Raw genomic sequence first — 23259 nt, 5'->3', positions numbered from 1 at the left:
GCGCCTAGCCGGATATTACCGACTTAGGCGTTTTTTTAACAAATATTCAGTTATTTTACCGTAACTTTCATGATAGCACTCTCACTTACCCCTTGATCATTCAACAGCTCAGCCCGGTATTCATAGACGCCTGGAGAACGGTTAGTAATAGAAGTAGAAGCCGTTTGTGCGTTTGGGGTGCCTGCTGTTAAAGTCTGAGTATCGATCAGTATTCCGTTCTCATACAAGCGATACTCTTTGCCGTTCATCCCCCACCATAAATTCATAGTCACTTTATACTCTCCATCGCCATCCCAGTTGTCATTGGACAACACCGGCTTAGCTGGTGCAGCATCCTTCACGATAACTACATGAGCAGCAGACACCGTTGTGCCAAAAGAATTGGTTAGCTCAGCCGTATAGGTGTAGGTTCCGTTTTCTTTTCCGGTAATATTAGTCACTGCAGTCTGTGCAGCTGGGGAATCATCACGTAAGGTTTGCGTGTCGATTAAGGCACCATTCTCATATAGCTTGTAGACCGTACCATTATTGCCCCACCACATATTCATTGTGATTTGGTAATCCCCGTCCAAAAGTCCTGTATCCTGCCCATTATTATTGGATAGAACCCATTGCCCCGGAACACCTGTAGCCTTCTGAGGTCCACTTACGACCACAATCACTTGTTCTGTCGTTGAGAGTCCAGCGTTATTAATGGCTGTTGCGATGAACGTATGCGCTCCCGCAAGTTCTGTGAGTGGAATCTCATCTCCATAAACTACAGGTTTACCATCAAAAGTAATATCCAGACTGCGAATACCAGACTCTGGATCTTCCGCTACGACCTGCACCTTCAATACATCCATTTCACTCATTTGAGCAGAAGGTAAACCAGAAATCGTAGGTGGTGTAGTATCTTCAGTTTCTCCCGGTGAGCCTACATATTGAATTTTTGGAGCCGCTGGTTGTTCCATCCCTTCACCAAGAAAGAATCCAGGGTGCGGAGGTTGATTATAGCCTACATTTTGCCAAGCTACTGCCAGGCGGTAGATCGGATCATGCATCAATGTGCGAATACGATAATCTGTCATATCCGTTGTTGTGTAGATCCGTAGTTCAGAACTGTCCGTTGCCCGCCAGATCACTTCTTCACGCCAATCCCCGAACAGATCTGCCTGCAAGCTTGGATTCGCCTTGGTGCCATTATTTGAAGAAGCACCTACAGCCGTCAATAAGTTAACCGTTGTCTGATTGCTATAGTCCCACTTATCCACTCGATTAGCATCCAGTAATTCACGTAAAAGATCACCATCCCACCAAATACCAAAATTCGTGGAGGAAGGCAGTTTTTTAGTAATTAGTTCACCTTGCGCACTGTATAGGCCCGTAACAGGTATATGCTCCTCATTGGTGATCGTTGCAGCCCATACCTCTTCGCCAGCATATCGCGGATCAATATCCGCTGACATCCCCCGTCCAGTATCAATCCCCGTGAACACACCCCATAATATATCTCCTGTAGCTGCATCACGCATTTCAATCCCATACTTCGAATCGGTATGCTCATGAACATCAAAGACTTCCAGCCCGGGTCTGGTAGGATCAAGGTCCCCGAAATGAATTGCATCACCATGGCCAAGCTTTGTATTATACAGCGGCAACCCATCATCGTCGATTGCCATCGCACCGAAGGTTATTTCGTCCTTACCGTCGCCGTCCACATCTCCTACAGAAAGATTGTGGTTTCCTTGACCTACGAAGTCTCCATATCCTTCATCATTAGAATCGAAACGCCATACTTTCTCGAGCTTGCCCTCGCGATAATTGTAAGCTGCAAGTACAGTTCTAGTATAATAACCGCGGCTAAAAATCACGCTTGGCTGCTCGCCGTCTAAATAAGCTACAGCTGCCAAAAAGCGGTCTACACGGTTACCATAGGTATCCCCCCAAGCGCCAACATCTCCACGTGGCGGATCATAATCCACGGTATCCAAGGCCCGGCCTGTTGCCCCTTCGAACACCGTTAAATATTCATTGCCCAGCAGCACATAACCCGAACTGTTACGATAGTCTGCACTGGCATTGCCAATGACTTTTCCTTGACCGTCCACTGTGCCATCTGCCGTCTTGATCATAATTTCGGCACGTCCATCACTATCCAGATCATATACCAGGAATGGAGAATAGTGTGCACCGGCACGAATATTAGGCCCTAAATTAATCCGCCATAAGCGAGTTCCATCTAATTTATAAGCGTCCATATAGACAAGTCCAGTATACCCAGCTTGAGAGTTATCCTTGCTGTTCGAAGGTGACCACAACATGATGATTTCATATACACCATCACCGTCCAAATCACCTACACTTGCATCTCCCGCACTATACGTATACGGTTGACCATCCTTGGTGTAATCATCTGTTGGCTTTTGCAAAGGGATCGATAGATATTGCTTCTGCCATACGCTGAATGGTTCCGAAGCAGATTTCTCGACTCCATTGATTACTGATGTGATTCTATATTTGGCATCCTCCCTGCCTGTAATATCGAGATAGTTCGTGTTTTGAGTAATCAACGAATCATTTAGTTTCTTATCGCCACGATACAGATTGAATCCTATCGTTTCCGGATCCAGACCTAACATCCGCCAGCTGATATACACACCTTCATCTGTCTTAACCGCTACAGGCGCACGATCCAGCGCCTCCATCTTCCGGTATAAAGTTGTCACCGCTGAGGTTTCCAACGTAGCGGATAGATCAGAGATGCCGCCTGCATTTACCGAGGCTACTTTGTAATAGTAAGGAATGGTAGTCAGAACGGTCATGTCTGTGTACGAAGCTTCGAATGATTTGCCGATCAGGATGAACTCACCGTCTGCGGATTTCGCACGATAAATGTTGAACATCCGTGCATCCGGTACCTCATTCCAAGTAAAGGTCACATCATTTTTGTTCGTAGATTGTACAGCTAGACCACTAGGTACGGGTGCTTTTGCTACGGAGGGATCAATCATAGACACTTTTAGCGCATTAGAGCCTACGGATTCCAGTCCCGTGCTGTCGACCGAAGTTACCGTATAGATATATTCCATACCAATATCCGCAGTGGTATCTGCGTAGAACGGCTCTATTGTCTCGCCCAGCAGCTCTGCACTATTCGCAACCGTAGCCTGACGATATATACGGTATTTCAGCGCACCCTCCATACTGTCCCAAGAAAGATTAGCTGTAATAGGCTCACTGTTTAAATCCAGGCTACCCAGTTTCAGATTCGTTGGGGCTAATAATAACGGTGTGATCTCCAGCCCATTGAGATGAGCGGTTGTGCCACTAAAGACAAGATTCATCTGCCCGTCTTTGACAGCAATCTGGTTATACAGCTTCTCAGCAATATTTTCCTTACCTGAGGAGACTGTTCCGTAATCTTTGCCTTCAATGGCTACATTCGTCTTAGCAGATCCAATCCAATCTCCTGTATAAGTCTTAACAGAATAATAACCATTGGGTAAATCAACTTTGAATTCATACGATCCTCCAAAATAAATCACAAAATCTCTGCGCAGATCGTCCGTCGCATTTCCCCGATCCCGATCAATCATCCCTGCACTCGAGGTCAAACCATATCCTCGTTCTGGGGTATATAGGACATTCACATTCACTTCCGTATAACCCGCAGCAACGGGTGAACCAACAGGTCCGAAATCATAACGATACTGAGCGGATTTCGTAGTCAGCTTCACTTCATCTGAAGGCTCAGACTCTCCTAGCCCATTCACTGCAGTCACTCTTACCGAGTAGCTTTGACCTTCAACCAACCCGCTTAATGTCAATGAAGGGACAGTTGAAGTTCCCGCTAATGTATAAGCAGATTCGGCTTCTGCCGCTAGCTTACGATAGATTTTATAGATATCTGTACCTTCTACTTTATTCCATTTCAGTACGGCACCTGCATTACTGATACTCCCAGCTACAAGTCCTTCAGGCTTCGCTGGCACCGTTTCCGGCTGTTTGATGTCCTGCACAAAGCTGGAGAGTGGAATATTTAATTCCCCTATTCCTTTGGCCAGCAGACGGGCCATTTGAATGGCTCCGTACTCTTGAAAGTGAGTATCGTCTGTCGAGCCATTTGGGAAAGCACCATATATCCCTGCATCGAGGTGAAGGAATACAGAGCGTGTAGCTGCAAAACCGATAGAATTGTAATAAGCTACACTGAGTGCGCTAAGATCGACCAAGTCAACATCCAACTCACTTGCTACTTCTTTCATAGCCTGCACATATTCTGGAAAGCTCACATTAAATTTTTCACTCGCGGCATTATAATCTCTGCGGCCCATGGGAGTCACCAGAATCGGAGTTGCTCCTCTTTGCCTAGCTCCATTGACATAAGTTTTTAAATAAACTTTGTAATCGGCTGGAGAAGCATATCGGTCTGGAACGCTAATCGTTGCGTCATTATGACCAAACTGGATAAGGAAATAGTCACCCGGTTGGATCTTACGCAGGACTTCATCCAGCCTTCCCTCGACAATAAATGACTTAGAGCTGCGGCCTCCGATAGCGTGATTCTTAAACGTTACTTCCTCGCTAAAGAAATCAGGAATCATTTGTCCCCAGCCTGCTTGTGGTATCCAATAAGGATCATAAGTCTGCACGGTTGAATCACCCGCAATATAAACTGTTGGCAATTCATTAGCAGGACGGTCTGGCTGCTTAGTAATCACCAGTGCATTGATATTAGGCTTAGTGCCAGAGAACACCAAGTTCATTTGTCCATCCACCAAAGCGATGTCAAAGCTCATTTCCAAATACTGGCCTGCTGTTTTGCTCGTCTGTTGAACTTTTTGAATGGATTCTACTTTGATGCCAATCTCTGTATCTCCGGCGCTGTCACCAGCGATAAGTGAAACTGTATAGTCGCCATTCGGTAAATCTACATTAAAAGTTGCATCCTTAGGGACCACAAAATCTGAACGCAAAGGATCTGAGGTTCCTCGGTCTACCCCAGTTACTTTCGATATATCTGTAAATCCATATTTGACCTCAGAGGAATAAGATACCCCTGCATCTGCCTTAAGATAACCTTCAGCCACAGCACCCGGGCCAAAATCAAAGGAATAAACATCCCCTTCTGGCAAAGTTCCAGGAGGCGAATACACAGCGCTTTCCACCTTATCAGATAGCTCTGATTCTCCTTGGTCATTGGCTGCCTTCACCCCATAATATTGCCGTTTTGAGGTATCCGCTGAGACATCCGTAAATGTCGTCTTCTCTGACTGACCAATCTCATGGAATGTTCCATCTGCTGAATCAGACCTTAAGATCGTATAGCGGTTTGCTCCAGCCACACTGTTCCAACTCAGTTGAACAGAACTTACACCTACACTGACAATTGAAAGACCGGTTGGTGCTGCGGGAACCTCTACCCCCGGAATTTTGTCTACTGTCACAGATGCGCTCAAAACAGACTCCTCACCCTTTCCATTTACAGCTGACACATTGTAAATGTAGCCACTGCCTTCATTTACGTCTGAATCCACGTAGCTGTTAGCTGCAACTTGACCTATGGCTTGAAGAGTTCCACTAGGAAGAACCGTTCGATAAATATTGTAATAGACTGCTTCTGTCACGCTGCCCCACCCCAGAGATACCTCAGTGGGGGTGATATTATGAACCACTAATCCCTCAGGGGCTTTCAATGGACCTGGTACAATCTGCTGAATAATTAGTCCATTTAAATATCCGCCAACCCCTGTACCCGTAATGCCGACAGTTAGTTGACCATCTTGAAGAGTCGTCCGATAGGTAGCTTGATTTACAGCTTGCTTGCTGCTTATCGACCCAGCCGTGCTACCTTCCAAAGTAATCGTAGTTTTGGTTGTACTTGTACCCGCTAGTAAATCTCCTGAGTATACAGTCACATCGTAATCCCCATTAGGAAGATCCACCAAAAAAGAATAGGACAGTCCCAATACAAAATCGTTGGTCATACCGCCTCCACCCGAACGATTCCTCGAAGCAACCGCCTGATCTAAACCATACCCTAGCTCATTTGTATATAACTTAGATTCATGCACGCCTGTATAACCACTCATAACAGGACTTGTTGCTGTTCCAAAATCATATTGCAAGGTTATTGGGCCTGAAGCTGCACTGGCCTGTTGCCCCCCAAATGTTGTAGATGGAAGTATTGATGAACAAATGAAGATCCACGACAATAACACCATAAATATTTTATTTCCAAGTTTATTCCTCTTCATCTTCCGTGCTTCACCCGCTTTCTTATGATTGAAAGAACTTAGTACGCATCTAGCCCTGTTGTAGTAAACGCTTACAATAAGCTTCGTTGTCATTCGTTCTTCAAATATAAGTTCACTTCGTGCGCGTATCCCCTCCTCTTTGCTCAGGCAGCCGGATGGTAGATGATTCCAGTTTTACTCATATCCAACACGATACTACCACCTAAGTGTCACTCTGAACATTTAAAAAACAGATTTTATCATACACTAAACCGTTCAATTTCTTCGCCTATAGTTATAAAAACCTACGATTTGGTAAGCAGTTAGGACAGAAGAATCAGTGAGGGGACACCCGCCTTTTGAGATCACGACAACAGTTTTGCTATTCCTTCATCCTTAACCATTCACTTCTGAGCAATCCATAGGAATAAGTATCATGCCAGATTGGCTCTCCATTACTATCGTATTTAAAATAACCCGTCTGCAAAAAATGTCCTTCTCGACGAAGCTTCAATCGTTCAAGCAGTTTCCATGAGCGTGTATTTTCGGGATCACAGTTCGCAATCACACGTCTCATTTTCAGATTATCAAAGCCATAGTTTAACAATTGATTACAAGCCTCTGTAGCATACCCGCTTCCCTGAAAATCAGGGTTAAAAACATATCCAAATTCCCAAACGCCAAAAGCCTCTGGTTGGCTCTCTTGAAAATATAAGTTGCCGATCATTTTTGTCGTAGATTTAAGACAGACTGCCCAAAAAGCACGGTCCGATGACCGTCTGAGCGCCTCAGTGCGAGATTCATCTGCATTAAACCCGGAATAGGGCTCATATTTCACAACACTTTCTTGCGACAAATATTCATGAAGGTCTTTCCAATCCTCTGCTGAGAACCTTCTAATCCATAAACGTTCGGTTTCCATAATTTCCATCAGAACAACACTTCCCCAATATTAATAGTAAATATATACCATACACCCCATAATACCCCTATGCCTTTTTTATTTCATATGAGCAAAATCATTTCACAAACAGCAAATAGGCCTCCTTGGATTCCCAAGAAGGCTGATGAATGTTTCTCTATATCTTAACTCCGCTTAAACTGCCATCTGACGCAAATAATCGTTCGATATGCTTCTGAACGTTTGGGTCTGGGATCAGTGGTGGGGCTTGATGGGGTTTTACCCGAGCATCAATAATCACGTTATCACAGGACCAATGTTTATACTCAGTAGAACTGTTCACTCCATAGATATCATGAGATGGATTACTGCGGGTAAACGTCGCCCATAGGAAATTGTCGATCTTTTCACTCAAAAACTCGCTATCATCACACAAAATAATCATTGGACAAGAAGGAAGTGCCCCTTGCTCCTGAATAGCTTCACTAAGCTTATTCATTTCCAATGCTGCTTCAGCGTAGCTTGTGAATTTAGCACCTTGAAGGGCAACAAGACCAGGCATCACCATTCGTGCATGTCCAAATCCCTGTAATTCTTTAAGCATGCCCGGTACCTCTGTACATAGCTCTCTTTTCTTATCCCCTACTGCTGCGAAGATCACTTTACTTCCGCTGTTTAATCCTGTGCCGGAATAATCAAGCGTATCAATCGTGGTGTTGGTATAGAAATGAATATCTCTACGAAGATTAATCCGCTCCAAGATATACGTCAAGAAATCCTCGATATTATGTGTACTGATAGGCTGATTTTCTTCTGCAGTAATAAACAAAAACTTAGCTAAACTAAGCTGACCCGTACCTAAAATCCGGTTAGCAATGGTCAGAATTTCCGCTGGCTGCTTTACTTGCTGATAAGGCGTATAACGTTCACTGCCAATGGCGAACAGCAGGGGATGAACACCCGCAGCATCGACTGCATGAACTTCTTTGACGCCCGGAATTTCTTGGCGGATAGCCCCACCTGTCAGCTCGTGAATTAACTCACCAAACGCGGTATCTTCCTGTGGCGGCCGACCGACAACCGTAAATGGAAAGATTGCATTTTTTCTGGCGTACACTTTATGTACTCTCATTACTGGGAAAGGGTGAACCAAGCTATAATAGCCTAAATGGTCGCCAAATGGCCCCTCCGGCTTCGTCTCACCAGGGTGAATTTCACCTGTTATCACAAAGTCCGCATCATTGCTGATACAGTAACCATCCACATAGCTATAGCTGAAATGGCGTCCTGATAATAAACCTGCAACGATCATCTCACTCATTCCCTCAGGCAAAGGCATAACCGCCGATAAGGAGTGAGCGGGTGGCCCACCGATAAAACAACTCACTTTAAGCGGTTGTCCTTGGCGGTTCGCTTTTTCCTGATGTACGCCAATGCCGCGATGAATTTGATAATGAATGCCCACTTCTTTATTTAATTCATACTCATTTCCAGTCAGCTGCACACGGTACATTCCCAGATTGGAATTCATAATGCCCGGCTTGTCCGGATCTTCTGAATACACCTGCGGCAAGGTTACAAAAGCACCACCATCTCCCGGCCAATGTGTGATTAGCGGAAGATCAGAGATACTAATTTCCTGGAAACCGCTTGGCAGACCTCCTGGCTTTTTAATAGGCAATGCTTTTCTCGCGGATAATCCGGTTCCAACATATTTAAATGGATTTTTGAGTGCTTTTACGGGATCGTTGCGAAGGGCAATTACGTTATGTGTGGAGTCCCAAGTCCGCCGAAAGATAAACTTACTGCGCTCTAGCGTTCCAAAAAGGTTAGATACGGCCCGAAACTTCGAGCCTTTTACATTCTCAAATAATAATGCGGGTCCACCAGCCTCATAAACCTTTAGGTGAATCGCCGCCATCTCTAGATAAGGGTCCACTTCTTCACGAATCCGAACTAAATGTCCGTGTTTCTCTAAATCATTAACACACTCTTCTAAATTGCTATATTTCATTTCATTACTCCGATCTCTAGAAGGTTATTACAAGATTACTTGGATGCTTTAATTATACCCTGTAAGATATTAAAATAAAGCGCACGCGTACCCTATGTACTAGAACCTAACGTCTTTATCTTGTATTCTCTGGTTTCGGTTCACTCCGCAATATATTTTTAGCAGGAATACCTACTGCCGAAGCATTATCCGGCACATCCTTTACCACTACAGACATGGCCCCGATATTAACATCGTTACCAATGACAACCGGTCCAAGAATCTTGGAGCCTACTCCAATAAAAGCTCTGTCTCCAATCACAGGCTCTCCTAAGTTATTTCTCCCGCCAATCGTCACTTGATGAAAAATAGTAGCATGGCTTCCAAGCACCGCTTTAGGACTAATGATAATCCCATTTAAACCATGCGGTAAATGAAGCGCGTCACCAATTTGAGCTTGAGCGTGAAGCTCTCCATTTGCAAGAATACGGACAAAAAGCACATCCATTATCCGATATAAAAGCCACAAAGGTTTTCGCACGATGCCATTCTTCACTCGATAATACACCCAATTTCCATAACGATAAGTAAACAAGGCCATAATCGTTTGAGGATTTTTCAGATTTGCTTTCCAGTCCGTTTTGAATGATTTCATCATTTTATCGTTCTCCTTTTTAGGGGCTAGGGTATGCACTGTATTCTGGAGTAATGAAGGGCAGCTGTGGATAAAACATCTGGGAGGATCGCGGGCTGGAGGGTCAGTCGGTGATTGTACTTTCACCAGTGTAAGATAGATTTTGAGATTCATCAAGCAAGTGGACAGTTCTCTCTATATAATCATCAACCGATTTAGAGGCTTGTTAAACAACAACACGCGCCGAACAAAAAGATCGGCGCGTGTTGGAAAGCATATTTTCTATTAAATCAGATCCAGAACAATCACATTTACGGAATTGGCAGCTAGCTTCACAACTGCCGTGTCTTTATCAATTACGATTTCTGTTTCGACTGGTGTAACCTTCTCATCATTTTTTCTGTTCACATTAGGTGTGTGAACCAGCGAGGCGTCTCCGGTTAAGGTAATCCGTTTACCAGTAGCAGCTACTTTTAAGCCTTTTAGATCAAGCTTCGTTGCTTTTTCTACACCATCCGCATTTACAAGCTTCACATAAAGATGCTTATCATCTTTAGTTACGGAATTATATACCTCTCTATTATAAGCCTCAAGCTTATAATCCAGTACTTTGCTTGTTACCTTGCCATCTGTATAAGAGCAAATCAAATGTTTGCCATCTGCTCCGCCATAATTAACGGTGATAGTATATTCCGTATGATCCGCAAGCTCTTCATAGCAACTGGCTCTCAGGTTACCAGCAGCGGTACTAGAGGAATAATCGCCGAGAGTATAAGCCTCAATCCCTTGCTTGTACACCTTGACTCCTGTGGCATCACCATTATAGCCAATCGCATATTCGATGACATCTTTATTTTCCGGTGAGATTTCTGTCAGACCTGCGCCTACATAGAAGCCATCTTCGCCAGAAGCTTTTTCAGCTACAACCTCTACTTTATAATTAGTCCACGCGTCATTAAGGATATACAATCCATTCAGTCCGCCATTCTGCGCTTTCAATACCAGACCTTTGGAAGGATCAATCGTATATCCGGCAGAGCCAGGAATCACTTTCCAAGCTTCATTCAGCGGCTGCGTGAAATCTTGATCCAACCAAACACTGCCATCTACATTCGAGGTCACTTTCACCCGTTTCACGATCACAGCTGATTTCCCGGCAGCCACTTCAATTCCTCCATGAGGAATGAGGTCTACCTTCTCCCCGTTGCGATAAGTCGAAAATGAGGTGCCAACCACTTTGGTTCCCAGGTATTTAGCATACAGCTGCTGAACATAATAGTTCGGTGTGTACCATACGGTCTCATCATCGAACCAGATGCAATCCGGTGTCCATCTATAGGTGCCATCTGTCAGAACCTTGTTGAACAATGGTGCCGTTGCCGCCAATCTAATCACATCAGAGTTATTCTCGAAGCTGGACATAATCGCTGCCTCAGCAACAGCTCCTGCCAATGTGTTTTTATCTGTGGAAGCATATTCACCCACAAAAACCTTTGAAGTTTCAGCCTCATCCAAGCTGCCGTCTTCCTTATAGGCTCTGTAATAGTAGTTGTAACGATCAGCATTCTCTAACAAATACTCATTGGAACGGTAGTAATGCTCATCCGCAATGGTATCCATGTAGTTCTTTTGTTTTTCGTACCAGGTAACAGTCTCTTCGATGCTCGATGTACCATCCGTAAAGCTGATTTTTTCCGAGCCCTGTAAATTTCCGCTTAGGAATTTCCAACCTTGCTGGTAAGCATCATCATCTGCCTGTGCACCCACGGTAGAGAGAATAGTCAATTCATGATCAGGATAGTTCTTCACCATATACTCATCAATCACTGTTTTAAAATATTCGAAGTTGGCAAAAAACTCTGTACCCCAGTTTTCATTCCCCACACCCAAATAACGCAGGTCAAACGCTGCTTCATGGCCCATCTTTTTACGCAATGCAGCCCACTCATTATTGTCAAAATCCATGCTAATCGCAAAATCAATCAGATCCGTAAAGTTCTTCACATAATAATCTCTTAACGCACCGCCAGCTGGATTCGCATAATCCGAACGAGCTTGACAGAGTACGCCGCAGGCCATAACCGGAAGTGGTGTTGCGTTCAAATCCTCGGCTAATTGGAAATACTCCATATATCCAAGACCCATGGTCATCATGTAGCCCCATACGTTATAGTTCTCTTTGCGCAATTCGATATCGTTGACGGACTCTTTCCAATCGTACACGTTCTCCCAAATGTGAGAACCTTCAGAAATACAACCCCCAGGGAAACGCAGGAATGTAGGATGAAGATCAACGAGTGCATTCACTAAGTCTTTTCTTAATCTATAGTTTGGATTTCCTTTATAGTTAGCATGAGCTGTAGCAGAACGTTCCTCTTCACCAGCGCCCCAAACGTCATCAGGAATTAAGGATACCATATCAATGGAGATCTCACCGTTAAAGGTTAACGCCAGCTGACCAAGCACAGTTTCAGACCCTGTTAATACAAGCTTAGAATCGACACCATACTTCTTCCAGTTGCCGTCACCGTTTACTTCAACAACTGCAGTATCGCTGATGGCTTTACCGTCTTTGTCGAGCAATTGCAAGGTAATTGTGCCTGCTGCTTCAGCCTTCGCCCAGATTGTGAAGTTGTACTTGGCATCTTCCTTAATAAACATCGAGCAGTGCTGATTGGAATCCGCAAAACCTCTATTATTAATAGTCGCGCCATCCGCTACCGTCACATAATGAGCATTCATATCTTTATCTTCAATGCCGAAGAAATCGTTTAATCCGCCTGTATTATGGACAGTCATTTTCTCTGTATCCCCAGACCATGCGTGAAGAGGTGTATAATTTCTTCCGGTGGAAGCACCATGTACACCACATACATGCGAATAGCTGTCAAAAGCAAAAGATTCGAAGGAGCGATTCTGCACTAGCTCTGCATAGATCCCACCGTCTGCTGCGTTGTTAATGTCCTCATAGAATAAACCATATAGAATTTGGCTAACATCCAAAATCTCCTGATTACCATCAATAGTTAAGGTGTATGGTGGCAAATCTTCCGGAAGCACAGACACCGTGAAGCTCTTTTCTACTGTACTAGCTCCCTTTTTCAAATGTGCTGTAAGCGTTACGCCTTGAGCAGATTGAACTCCTTTATTCACAACACCTTCATTAGAAATGACTTTGGAATCGCTGGATACCCAAGATACGTCAACTTTTCCGCCCATCAGCGAAACTGGCAACTCAATATCTTTGGTAATGATCGAGCTTGGGAAGGTTAAGTATTTATCTTTTGCAAGCTTTACGATATCTTCATCCGTCAAAGATTCGCACATGATTTCAATCACTTCATCTTGAGTTAAACCTGCTTTATATACACGGAAGTCCGAAATATAGCCGCTAAAATCAACATCTGCCGCGTATTGGGATTTCCCGATTGTATTATTGCTATAATTCTGTTGATCTTCAAAAGTAGCAAACCATGTACGCAGCTTAGCATATGTGCCACTCGAGGTTTGGCTGATCATTCCATCCGCAACTACTTCACCATTTACATACATCACAGGACCTGCACTGCTTAGTGTTCCACCTTCTGTACCTGTAACTGCAAAGGAAACATGTACCCATTCATCAGTCGCAAAGGATTTCCCTGGATCTGCGATTAAGTCTTCCCCTGCAAAACAAGTCCCCCGCAAATTGCGAGTTACGAAAATATAAGGTCCTGTTTCACCTTTACCAAAATCAAAGATTCTTTCCCATAAGCTTGAAGCTTTGCTTACATACATCCATGTCGAAATTGTAATTCCTGTATGGTCACTGACCTCTTTAAGCAGATCGTTAGGTAATGAAATATAGGATGTGCCATGTTCTCCCCCAGCAAGCGAAACAGCTTGTCTACCTGCTACGGATTTAATAGCCGGCAGCGTAGTACCTGAAGCGGTTCCATCATTGCCGTTCCCCGAGAAATCTTGACCTACATCCTCTGGATTATCAAACTTATAATGCGCAATTAGACTACCATTAATAAATTTGTTACCGTTGTCATTTTTCATAAAATATCACCTGTTATCTTTATAGTAGAAATCTTAAAAACCTAACTGTATTAGTTCATTGCCGTTTATACGAAACATAATAACATATTTTATAGTCAATTAATATATTAACCAATTAATATTTATGTGAAATAAAAGAAAACAATTTTTATAATCAAATATTACCAAATCAATCATTTATTCCATGGTAAAATATCTGTTAGTTAATAAAGGAGTGGTGAAAGTTGAGCGAAGCTGTGAATGAAAAGGCCAATTCTAGTGATTTATTTACGATTGATTGTAAAGATATTTTTCTGCGGGAATATAGTGTGGAGGATTTAGAGGAGTTTCATGCGCTTACTCTACAGCCTGAAATTATTGAATTCTTGCCAGAGTGGAATGTTCCTAAAGAACAACGGTTGGACTGGTTAATAAACTATGAAATAAAAGAGAACCAGCAATTTCTTCAAGTGATCTCAGTGGGCGGAGATATCGGAGAGCTTCGTCTTCGTTTAGGCATTATTTTAAAAGTGTCCGGTGAGTTTATTGGTTGGTGTTGTACAGGAATTAAGGAGGAATTGCCCGTTCCTAACAGAGAGATTATGTATGCCATATCCAAGGATCATCGCGGTAAAGGCTACACTACTCAAGCTGCCAAGGGATTAATTAAGTATTTGTTTGATAATAGCTCTACCGATGTATTAAACGCCATTGCTCTGAAACACAATATCCCGTCTAATAGAGTCATTCAAAAATGTGGTTTCGAGCTTCTTGACGAGATTACAATTGAACATGAAGACTATAATTATTACCGGCTTTCCCAGCAACAGTGGGATGAACAGGTATGATGTAAATAGCGCCTTACACTAAAAAACCTCTGTATGGGAAATGGAGATTCGGTCCATTTACCAAAACAGAGGTTTTATTGTGAATTCATGACTGTTGCTTCATGCGAAGCATTTGATCCAAAAGCTCTTTCACATCTTTTTCTGGAAAAGCTGCAAGCAGGGTCTCTTGAAAGGTATCTTGTGCACGAAGGAGCTTGTCTTCGCCAATGGCAGTCAAGGCAGTATAGATACTTCTGCGATCAGCATCACACGCTTTTCTTTCTAAAGCGCCACAGCCTTTGGCCTCAAACCGACTAACCAGTCGGGAAACTGCACTCTGGCTTAAACCCACCATAGCTTCGAGTTTCTGCAATTTCAGTTTCTTCTCCGGCGCTTCCGATAAAAATAACAGCAAATAAAATTCTTTTAAGGATAAGCCATGTTTGGCTTGTAGATTAGCTTCCAATTCATTCGTCACATTCATTTGTATATGCGTTAACGTCAACCAACTCGTTATAAGGTCATTGTTAAGAATGTCGTCCATTTTATTATTCATCTCCCGGGTGTATGGCTTTTCATGATTTTTTCCTTCTATATAATAGTACTACAATCCACAACCATACATAAAGTATAGGTTCGATACTTATACTTTATTTTATTTTAAAAAAGAGGAGAGACCGTTTCTCCAAGAAGCCGGCCCCTCCACACTTTACAATTATTTTGTTTGGACTTCAGACTTCATACCATTTATATTAGTCTTTACCCATTAATTCTTGGAAACCCGAAAGTATACTGTCTAGGAATGCCGGCATCTTTCTGAAGTTCAACCCCAGCTTCCAGCGTCCAGTATGGATTTCTCAGCATGCCCCGGCCCACGGCAACAAGATCAGCTTCCTCATTCCCAATCACGGCATTAGCAAGTACAGGCTCATCCAATCTGCCAACCGCAATAACCGGAACATTCAAGCCATACTTGATTTCTCTGGCCAAAGGAACCTGATAAGCTGCATGCGTCCCTGGTTTCCCGGCAGCTGCGATAGGACCTTCACCACCTGCACTGATATGGAAAATATCTGCGCCTGCTTCTTTGTAAGCTTTACTAAATTCCAAGCTTTCTTTGATACCGTACCCGCCCTCAACATATTCTTGGGCGGAGATACGCATAATCAATGGCATTCCTTCCGGCATTTCACTTTTTGCTGCGCGAATGACTTCTGTACCAAATAGTGTTAAATCCTTGCCGTATTCATCTGTTCTTTGATTGGTTAGAGGGGAATGGAACTGATGAATAAGGTAACCATGCGCTCCATGAAGCTCGATAACATCAAATCCCGCTTGTATCGCCCGCTTCACGCCCAACCGGAATTTCTCAACCATAGCTTTCACTTCTTCAGTTGTTAATGCACGTGGTGTTTTGGAGTCAGCGTCAAAAGGAACGTTAGATGAGGATACAGGAACTGCTGCATCTTCTGCTTTACGTCCGGCGTGTGCAATTTGAATACCTACTTTAGCGCCATAAGAATGACAAGCTTCAACGATTCTGGCCAGTGCAGGAATTTGCTCATCAGACCAAATGCCAAGATCAAAATCAGTAATCCGTCCATCAGGCTCCACGTCCGTCATTTCAATAATAATTAATCCGGTTCCGCCAACGGCGCGACTTACGTAATGATTATAATGCCAATCCGTAGCAATTCCGTCTTTGTTAGACACTGAATATTGACACATCGGAGGCATAACCACGCGGTTCTTCAGCTTCAAATCCTTCAATTCATACGGGGTGAACAAGTCCTTCATGATATCTCTCCTCTTTATAAAAAACTAAGTATAGTATGATCAATGCTACCAGTGAACATGAGTTTCTAAGTTCATCTTATATATTTTTATAAATGCATGCTCATGCATGTATTTTATTATAGAACAGCGATGGTGTCAACCGTGAATAATCTTCTGCTTAATGGAAACTCCATGTATTGTTGAAACTTCTACCTTGAGGTAATATATGGATATCTATTTTTCTTTGAAAGGATGACCTCACTCGTGGACAAAAAGCTCTTACAATCGCATAGTATTTTCCCTACCTTGAATATTGAGCAAACTGCTGCCTTCTACAGCCAGTACTTAGGTTTTAAAGCTGTGCCCTATTTAGATACACAAGAACCACATCTTTGTTTGTATCGCGACGATACAGAGATTATCCTTACGCAATCCCATAGACAAAAGGTCATTCCCAATCGAGAGTTGTACGGTTATGGATACGATGCCTATTTTATTACGAAGCAGCAAGAAGAGTTGGAGAAGGAGTTCGAAGCCGCCGGTGTTCATATTGTTCGTTCTTTATCAAACACCGATTATAATAACAAAGAATTTGTGATCGAAGATGTAGATGGTCGCTGGATTGCTTTTGGAATCAAAAAATAAAAAAAACGGCTCTCAGCCGTTTTTTCTTGTATTTAAAAGAGTCCCCATAACTTCTTACAACTATTTTTACGGGAAGGATCTAAAACATCCGTAACCCCAATCTTATTTAACTTGTGTAGTAACTCTTCCTCGCTATGCTTGATTTTATAATCTAACTCCTCCCCATAGAGCGGAATTAACGTATAAAAGTGCACCACTTTCTCACGGGTCATTTCTAAATTAAAGAAACCGGCTTTATCTTTTACATCTGGAACCCAAACGAACATCCCTTGAAATCCTGTATCCTCACTATAAGGCTGGGCGGGATTACCGTTCACAAGCGTATGCCCCATATAAAGCCATGTATTATATTCATGCGGAAACCTAGCCATTGTTTTCAGGGCCCGAATCGGCCAATAATTCCGTTCATCCTTAAACGCCTCATCCGACAGCTTCCAGGTAGGAGGGAGACAAATCATTATTTCAGCATATTGATATTCTTCTGCACCTTCTGGCACCGTCATCGGTAATTCGCTCATTCCAGAAGTAATTAAAGTATAGAAGTTCCGCTCAGGCGTCGGATCAAGAATTAGAATATCTATCGACAGAACACCTGAAATAATTTCTTTAAAAACATTATCAATAACACCTATGTATTTTTCAATATGATTACATATTTTCTCATTAGACTGAGCAGAATGCATTCATAATTCCCTCCCTTATATATGTTTATCGGTATAAACAAAGGAGAGTTTATTGCTAATTTACAGAATTTCTTCTCCACTACCATGGATCTCACAAAAATCTTTATGAACACTACTAATTAATGCCGAATAACCTTGCCCCTGATCTAAAAGATGTTCCAAAAGGAACTTACTTATAAGCTCATTTAAGCAAGTATGAATTTCACAGGTTCTTTGTTTTAAAGTCTCTCCTTCCTCATAAAGAGGCAGATCGCTAAATGACATATGTGTAGCATTTCGTATTTTTAGAAAAGATTTATATCCGTTCCAATTCTGAAAAAGCGCCTCTTGTCCTTTGATGAAATCATTTGCCAGTTTCTCCTGTAATATATTACTTAAGGATTCTAAGGTCGAGGCCTTTTGCCTTAATACAAGAAGCGGCACAGTATTGTTCTTCTCTTCATTCTCAATATATAAGTGCATGCTTGCATCTAATAAAATAGCAGCTTTAATTCTATCGTCTTCCATAGTTAAATCTAATGCAGTAGCACCACCGATGGAATGGCCGATAATACCAATCTTATTCATATCAAATAAGCCCTTCACATCTTTATCCATAGAATTAAGCGTGGACAGGTGATCCAGAACGTATTGAATATCTTTTTTTCGAATGGAGATTAAGTAATGTAAATCGGTATAATCCGCAGCTTTTATTTGCCTCATGGCTTCGGATTGATTAATAAATTCTCCACTAGGGCAAACAGTAAACATAGCTTCGTACGCAGCACTGACCGTTACCACTATGAAACCTTGCTTGGCCAACGCTTCTATATTATAAATATACATATCTCTATCTAAACCTAATGCAGGTGAATAGATGATGACTGGATAGGAGCGTTTGGATTTGCTTTGAAAGGTTCGATCGCTGATTGAGGTTGATAATGTATTTATGATTTCCATATTCATGCCAATATCTTGTAGAAGCTCTCTCGCCTGTTGTTCACAGGGCCCGAAAAGCTCCATATACTTCATTGCAGATGCGTTTTTATTTAATACACCCTCTGTATCCGGATAATAAATACTTATAACTATTTTCCTTCCCTCTGACTCTTCTTGGAACGTTTCCGTGCGTGTGTAATCCTTCAATAATTCAACTTTTCGAAAAACTCCCATTGCTCCACCCCATTCTTCCTAATATTCTATATTTTAATTGATTTTCCCATTTACTGAAATGCAATCTCCTTAATGTCCATAATAATGTCGATTACAATGAATGGAATGAAGCTGTATGAACGGTTATAATACCTAAGTGCATAAGAAATCTCTAAAAACTTCAGGGATGTGGAAAATTTAATGGTGAATAATTCAGCATATACACTTTATTTACGTGAGGATTGGAAAAAACTAAGCGATTTCACCGCTATCCAATTATCAGAAGAAGAACTTATGGAAGTCCAAAGTATTAATGAAAAAATCTCCAGCGAGGATGTTAACGAGGTCTATCTTCCTCTGTCCAATCTGCTAAATCTGCAACTTCTATCTGCTCATAAATTTAATGAATCTATAAATCACTTTCTGAACAATGATGTAAAAAAAGGTCCATTTATCATAGGCATCGCGGGAAGTGTCGCTGTTGGCAAAAGCACTACGGCCAGACTCCTACAAAAACTTCTCTCACAATTACCTTCCCATCCAAAGGTGGATTTAGTTACGACTGATGGGTTTCTACATCCCAACGCAGAGCTGGAAAAGCGCGGTATAATGACGAAAAAGGGCTTTCCTGAAAGCTACGACACGCGTAGTTTAATTTCTTTTTTAACGGATGTGAAGTCTGGGGTGCCGCGGGTCCAAAGCCCTGTATACTCTCACTTAACTTATGATATTGTGCCAGATGAATATATTACGATTGAGAATCCGGATATTCTAATTGTTGAGGGCTTAAATGTTCTTCAGACTGCGATTACAAATAATCATAATATGCCTAACTATTTTGTATCTGATTTTTTTGATTTTTCTATTTATGTGGATGCTGATGTAAACGATATCGAGACATGGTACATTGATCGGTTTATTAAGCTCAGAGATACTGCCTTCCAAGATGAACAATCTTATTTCAAAAAATATGCACAGCTGTCTCTAGAGGAATCTATTGAAATCTCAAAGCGGATCTGGAAAGAAATAAACTACGTTAATTTGCAGCAAAATATTCTGCCCACCCGAAATCGTGCGGATCTTATAATGCATAAGGACAACAATCATCACGTAGATCGAATTAAGCTGCGAAAATAAAGATTGAAGTCCTTAGCCGACCAAGTTGCTGAGATTCAGCACTTGGTTTTTTTGGTGCTCACATCAAATTGGGTGAATATTCTGGGTTTAATGTCTCTGTCCTCTGATCAAGGCGAACGTATACTGTGGTACATTCGTACACAAACGTGAAGAGAGGATAAATCAAATGATCGATATCGCCTTGGCTTTTCAAGATAAGGATGGGAAATATGCTGAACATGCCGGAGTCGTTCTAGCGTCAATTTTTCATCATACGAGTTCCCCAATTCATATTCATATTTTACATGATGTTTCTTTAAGTGAAACTAATAAGCGCAGGCTTAGCGCATTAACTACAAAACATAATCATACCCTTAGCTTTTATTCAATCACTATGCCTGATGATCTAACTCAGGTGCTAGCCAATGTTAACTCCATTAATGTATGGACGCAGGCATGCATGTATCGATTGCTTCTTCCTGCACTAATACCCGTGGACAAAATCATCTATCTGGACTGCGATGTATTAGTGAATATGGACATTACTGAATTATGGCAGGTTGAATTGAATGACAAGTATTTGGCCGCAATTTGGGACCAGGGGATTAGAGAGGTTGCTCATATTGTGAGCGCTAAGGGATTAAATCCTGAGCTTTATTTTAATTCCGGAGTGATTTTATTTTCTTTGCATAATATCCGCCAGAATACCAACTGGTACGAAGAAATGCTAACCTTCCTACGTACCTTTCCTGATGTCACCATGCCAGATCAGGATGTTCTGAATGCGGTTTTTGGTGGGAATTACCTCCCCCTAGATATCCGTTTTAATTCGTTCAACACAAACATTCCGGACCATGATTTCACTAACAAAATCATCCATTTTGCCGGAGATGATAAATGCTGGAATAAAGATTCCGCGGGTTCATCCCTATATCAGCAATTCCTAAAGCTAACCCCTTGGAGAATCACCAGAGCCAAAATCAGACGAAGAAAACGGAAAAGCAGCCCTTTAAAACCACACCTCACCCGAAAAAGAAACAAGCAGAAAATAAAAATTGTTCAGTTGAACTTAACCCCTATTCTTTTATCCGATTTAAAACAAATTAGACCGATTAGAAAAAGCCCCATTTGATATGGGGCGGCATTTCTTTAGTTCACTTTCGTAAAAAACCATTTCTGAGCATCACTCCCGTTATCCGTCCACTGCTGGACAGCTGCGCCATCGGCTGTTGATGCTCCGGATACATCCATGGCTAATCCGCTCACTTTTGAAATAAGCTTATAATAGCCCCCTCCAACATCAATAATGCTCCATCGCTGAGCGTTGGTACCATTGTCATCCCACTGCTGCAGCTGTACACCGCTCGCGGTCGATGAGTTCGGCACATCCAACACTTTTCCACTATGCACTGCCGTAAGCTTGTAATAACCGTCGCCTGTACTCTCCACTTTAAATTTCTGATTATTGGCAGTGTAATTGGTCCATTGCTGCATTTTCGCCCCGCTTGCTGTGGATACATCCACTACGTCCAGAACCTTACCACTAGCCTTGTCAGCTAAAGTGTAAATTCCACCACTAACAATGCTTGAGGTAGGCGCAGCCTGATACACACGTACGTAATCAACCAGCATTTGAGCTGGGAAAGCAGTTGAAGCATTTGGACTTCCCGGCCAATTTCCACCCACGGCAAGGTTTAGCAGGATGAAGAAAGGTTTCTGGAACTCCTCCGTATTTCCGGTTCCGTTCTCAATATAAAAAGCATTAAACGGGTTGCCGTCTACAAACCATCTTATATAATTCGCATCCCATTCCACGCTGTACACATGGTACTGTGAGAAATCGAGGTTACTAGATACCTGACCGTACTCGGCATGCCCATTGGCATCCCAATGTACCGTCCCGTTAACAAAAGCATTATTGTTCACACGCTCCATAATGTCCGTTTCCCCAGATTTCGGCCAACCCACTGAATCAATATTCGCCCCAAGCATCCAAAATGCTGGCCAGAGTCCCTGTCCTGAAGGTAATTTGATTCTAGCTTCGATTTTTCCGTAGGTGAAGCTTTTGAGTCCCTGTGTTTTGATCCGTGCAGAGGTATAATTCATCCCCCCATACGACTCCTTTTGTGCAGTAATCACTAAATTCCCACCCGTTACCTGCAGGTTCTGCGGACGACTGGTATAATACTGAAGCTCATTGTTTCCCCAACCTCCGCTACCCGTACCTATTTCCGCCGACCAATTATTAGTGTTCAGAGAATTCCCATCAAATTCATCACTCCATGCCAGATTCCAGCTTGATGCCGCGCTTGAACTCCCTGTAGGTACCCAAGCAATTAATAGGGTGAACAGCAGAAATAGACTTAACATTTTTCCTTTTCGTAACATCGTCTTTTCCTCCTACTGATTTCATTGCGCGGCGCGCTCGCACATTTGAAACCGGTTTCGAATAATGGATAAAACAAAACGTTATCCCATAAACAGCTATAACAGCCAGAGTCAGGTTAACGCCTCGCTTCATTTGATGTGTACGTCTTTTCTAAACGCAATATGCCAACATTTCGATTAAAGGGACCATTTTCCATAGTTCTGCATGCTTAATGTCCAGGTTTTCTCTGCGTATTTTACCGTCGCCATACTCTCTGAGAGCGTCCATGCGATACCAACATACTGGTCCTTTTGATCGTCAAGGAATGATTTCCAATGTTGTCCCCCGTCTATCGTTATATATAACAATGTATGTTCATTTTCAGCGGGCCGAGTAATTAAGATTCCTTGATCCTTCGTAAGAAAGAGGGGAGGATAAGCATAGATTTGCGAGTTTACTAACTCACCCGGCACTGTGACTGTCTGTTCACTCCAGGTAACTCCACCGTCCATTGTTTTATATAAACCAACCTTTCCCTCCCATGGAGCATTCGTTGTAATCCAGCCTTCTTTTTCATTAACAAAAGTAAGTCCCGATTTCACCCCGCTAGGAAGAGTACTTCGTGCTTGTAAGCTATCCCCCATCTCCTTCCAAGTCTCTCCCCCATCACTAGTTGCATAAAGCTCCATATCTTCACGTGACATTCCTTGAAAATGATAGACCGCTTTCCAACCTATATTTTTGTTGAGGAACACAGTATCTTCTCTGCGGTTATCTGAAGAATCAGTATCAGAATTCAAATTTGTATTTGGATTAGGATTAGGAGAAGTTTCCTGATTAGAAGTTGGATGAGGGATTGGAGTGGTATTGGAACAACCAGATGCTATCACTGCAGCAATTAGTAGTATTGAAACTAGATATTTCATCTTGTTACCACGCCTTCG

The 23259-nt window shown here is 42.4% G+C and carries 15 protein-coding genes; 4 read left to right on the top strand and 11 right to left on the bottom strand.

Annotated elements, in window-relative coordinates; all coding sequences use genetic code 11:
* Nucleotides 1-50 precede the first annotated feature (50 nt).
* From MHH86_RS09985 to MHH86_RS09965, 5 genes are all read right to left on the bottom strand, one after another.
* Entirely contained in the window at nt 51-6239 is a 6189-nt protein-coding gene (locus MHH86_RS09985) for an SGNH/GDSL hydrolase family protein (RefSeq protein ID WP_339211735.1), read from the bottom strand.
* A gap of 361 nt (nt 6240-6600) precedes the next feature.
* A complete protein-coding gene (locus MHH86_RS09980) occupies nt 6601-7149 on the bottom strand; it encodes a GNAT family protein (protein WP_342479708.1) in 549 nt (182 codons plus the stop codon).
* Between the two features lie 148 nt (nt 7150-7297).
* Nucleotides 7298-9133, bottom strand: coding sequence for a UbiD family decarboxylase (locus MHH86_RS09975; RefSeq protein ID WP_342479707.1), 1836 nt, complete (start codon nt 9131-9133; stop codon nt 7298-7300).
* Between the two features lie 115 nt (nt 9134-9248).
* Nucleotides 9249-9770, bottom strand: coding sequence for a serine acetyltransferase (locus tag MHH86_RS09970; protein ID WP_036679239.1), 522 nt, complete (start codon nt 9768-9770; stop codon nt 9249-9251).
* A 261-nt stretch (nt 9771-10031) separates the two neighbouring features.
* Nucleotides 10032-13790 carry an alpha-L-arabinofuranosidase C-terminal domain-containing protein gene (locus MHH86_RS09965; RefSeq protein ID WP_036679238.1) on the bottom strand — a complete coding sequence of 1253 codons (3759 nt, stop codon included), beginning with the start codon at nt 13788-13790 and terminating at the stop codon, nt 10032-10034.
* A gap of 224 nt (nt 13791-14014) precedes the next feature.
* Between MHH86_RS09965 and MHH86_RS09960 the strand changes: the two genes are divergently transcribed.
* Nucleotides 14015-14617, top strand: coding sequence for a GNAT family N-acetyltransferase (locus MHH86_RS09960; RefSeq protein WP_235219423.1), 603 nt, complete (start codon nt 14015-14017; stop codon nt 14615-14617).
* Between the two features lie 85 nt (nt 14618-14702).
* On the opposite strand, the gene MHH86_RS09955 is transcribed toward MHH86_RS09960, so the two are convergent.
* Both MHH86_RS09955 and MHH86_RS09950 read right to left on the bottom strand, forming a co-directional pair.
* Nucleotides 14703-15140, bottom strand: coding sequence for a helix-turn-helix domain-containing protein (locus MHH86_RS09955; RefSeq protein ID WP_051491059.1), 438 nt, complete (start codon nt 15138-15140; stop codon nt 14703-14705).
* Nucleotides 15141-15355: 215 nt separating this feature from the next.
* On the bottom strand, nt 15356-16393 hold the full coding sequence (locus MHH86_RS09950) for an NADH:flavin oxidoreductase/NADH oxidase (RefSeq protein ID WP_036679236.1): 1038 nt from the start codon (nt 16391-16393) through the stop codon (nt 15356-15358).
* Between the two features lie 243 nt (nt 16394-16636).
* Here MHH86_RS09950 and MHH86_RS09945 point away from each other — a divergent pair, with 243 nt between their 5' ends.
* The gene (locus MHH86_RS09945; RefSeq protein WP_036679235.1) at nt 16637-17017 is read left to right on the top strand and encodes a VOC family protein; all 381 of its coding nucleotides are present in this window, start codon (nt 16637-16639) and stop codon (nt 17015-17017) included.
* A 32-nt stretch (nt 17018-17049) separates the two neighbouring features.
* On the opposite strand, the gene MHH86_RS09940 is transcribed toward MHH86_RS09945, so the two are convergent.
* The gene (locus tag MHH86_RS09940) at nt 17050-17700 is read right to left on the bottom strand and encodes a suppressor of fused domain protein (protein WP_038569717.1); all 651 of its coding nucleotides are present in this window, start codon (nt 17698-17700) and stop codon (nt 17050-17052) included.
* 60 nt (nt 17701-17760) lie between these two features.
* Nucleotides 17761-18852 (bottom strand): alpha/beta hydrolase, encoded by a 1092-nt coding sequence (locus MHH86_RS09935; RefSeq protein WP_076317058.1) that lies wholly within the window; start codon nt 18850-18852, stop codon nt 17761-17763.
* A gap of 180 nt (nt 18853-19032) precedes the next feature.
* Between MHH86_RS09935 and coaA the strand changes: the two genes are divergently transcribed.
* Together coaA and MHH86_RS09925 are read left to right on the top strand one after the other, a co-directional pair.
* Nucleotides 19033-19968 carry a type I pantothenate kinase gene (coaA, locus tag MHH86_RS09930; protein WP_036679230.1) on the top strand — a complete coding sequence of 312 codons (936 nt, stop codon included), beginning with the start codon at nt 19033-19035 and terminating at the stop codon, nt 19966-19968.
* 166 nt (nt 19969-20134) lie between these two features.
* Nucleotides 20135-21079: a glycosyltransferase family 8 protein gene (locus MHH86_RS09925; protein ID WP_076317059.1), complete on the top strand. Its 945-nt coding sequence runs from the start codon at nt 20135-20137 to the stop codon at nt 21077-21079.
* A 17-nt stretch (nt 21080-21096) separates the two neighbouring features.
* On the opposite strand, the gene MHH86_RS09920 is transcribed toward MHH86_RS09925, so the two are convergent.
* Both MHH86_RS09920 and MHH86_RS09915 read right to left on the bottom strand, forming a co-directional pair.
* Entirely contained in the window at nt 21097-22335 is a 1239-nt protein-coding gene (locus MHH86_RS09920) for an RICIN domain-containing protein (RefSeq protein ID WP_076296046.1), read from the bottom strand.
* A gap of 177 nt (nt 22336-22512) precedes the next feature.
* Nucleotides 22513-23241 (bottom strand): hypothetical protein, encoded by a 729-nt coding sequence (locus MHH86_RS09915; protein ID WP_076317060.1) that lies wholly within the window; start codon nt 23239-23241, stop codon nt 22513-22515.
* Between the last annotated feature and the right edge of the window lie 18 nt (nt 23242-23259).

This window comes from Paenibacillus sp. FSL F4-0097 (genome assembly GCF_038593125.1).
Taxonomy (GTDB): Bacteria; Bacillota; Bacilli; order Paenibacillales; family Paenibacillaceae; genus Paenibacillus_AQ; species Paenibacillus_AQ odorifer.
Note: the sequence above shows the minus strand (reverse complement) of the source record. Positions and strands in the feature narration are given on the sequence as shown.

Excerpts from the sequence above, each read along its gene's own strand:
- MHH86_RS09935 (WP_076317058.1), bottom strand. The coding sequence starts at position 18,852 with ATGGGAGTTTTTCGAAAAGTTGAATTATTGAAGGATTACACACGCACG.
- MHH86_RS09980 (WP_342479708.1), bottom strand. The coding sequence starts at position 7,149 with ATGGAAATTATGGAAACCGAACGTTTATGGATTAGAAGGTTCTCAGCA.
- coaA (WP_036679230.1), top strand. The coding sequence starts at position 19,033 with ATGGTGAATAATTCAGCATATACACTTTATTTACGTGAGGATTGGAAA.
- MHH86_RS09950 (WP_036679236.1), bottom strand. The coding sequence starts at position 16,393 with ATGAAGGACTTGTTCACCCCGTATGAATTGAAGGATTTGAAGCTGAAG.
- MHH86_RS09925 (WP_076317059.1), top strand. The coding sequence starts at position 20,135 with ATGATCGATATCGCCTTGGCTTTTCAAGATAAGGATGGGAAATATGCT.
- MHH86_RS09955 (WP_051491059.1), bottom strand. The coding sequence starts at position 15,140 with ATGGACGACATTCTTAACAATGACCTTATAACGAGTTGGTTGACGTTA.
- MHH86_RS09985 (WP_339211735.1), bottom strand. The coding sequence starts at position 6,239 with ATGAAGAGGAATAAACTTGGAAATAAAATATTTATGGTGTTATTGTCG.
- MHH86_RS09915 (WP_076317060.1), bottom strand. The coding sequence starts at position 23,241 with ATGAAATATCTAGTTTCAATACTACTAATTGCTGCAGTGATAGCATCT.
- MHH86_RS09940 (WP_038569717.1), bottom strand. The coding sequence starts at position 17,700 with ATGCATTCTGCTCAGTCTAATGAGAAAATATGTAATCATATTGAAAAA.
- MHH86_RS09975 (WP_342479707.1), bottom strand. The coding sequence starts at position 9,133 with ATGAAATATAGCAATTTAGAAGAGTGTGTTAATGATTTAGAGAAACAC.
- MHH86_RS09920 (WP_076296046.1), bottom strand. The coding sequence starts at position 22,335 with ATGTTACGAAAAGGAAAAATGTTAAGTCTATTTCTGCTGTTCACCCTA.
- MHH86_RS09970 (WP_036679239.1), bottom strand. The coding sequence starts at position 9,770 with ATGATGAAATCATTCAAAACGGACTGGAAAGCAAATCTGAAAAATCCT.
- MHH86_RS09965 (WP_036679238.1), bottom strand. The coding sequence starts at position 13,790 with ATGAAAAATGACAACGGTAACAAATTTATTAATGGTAGTCTAATTGCG.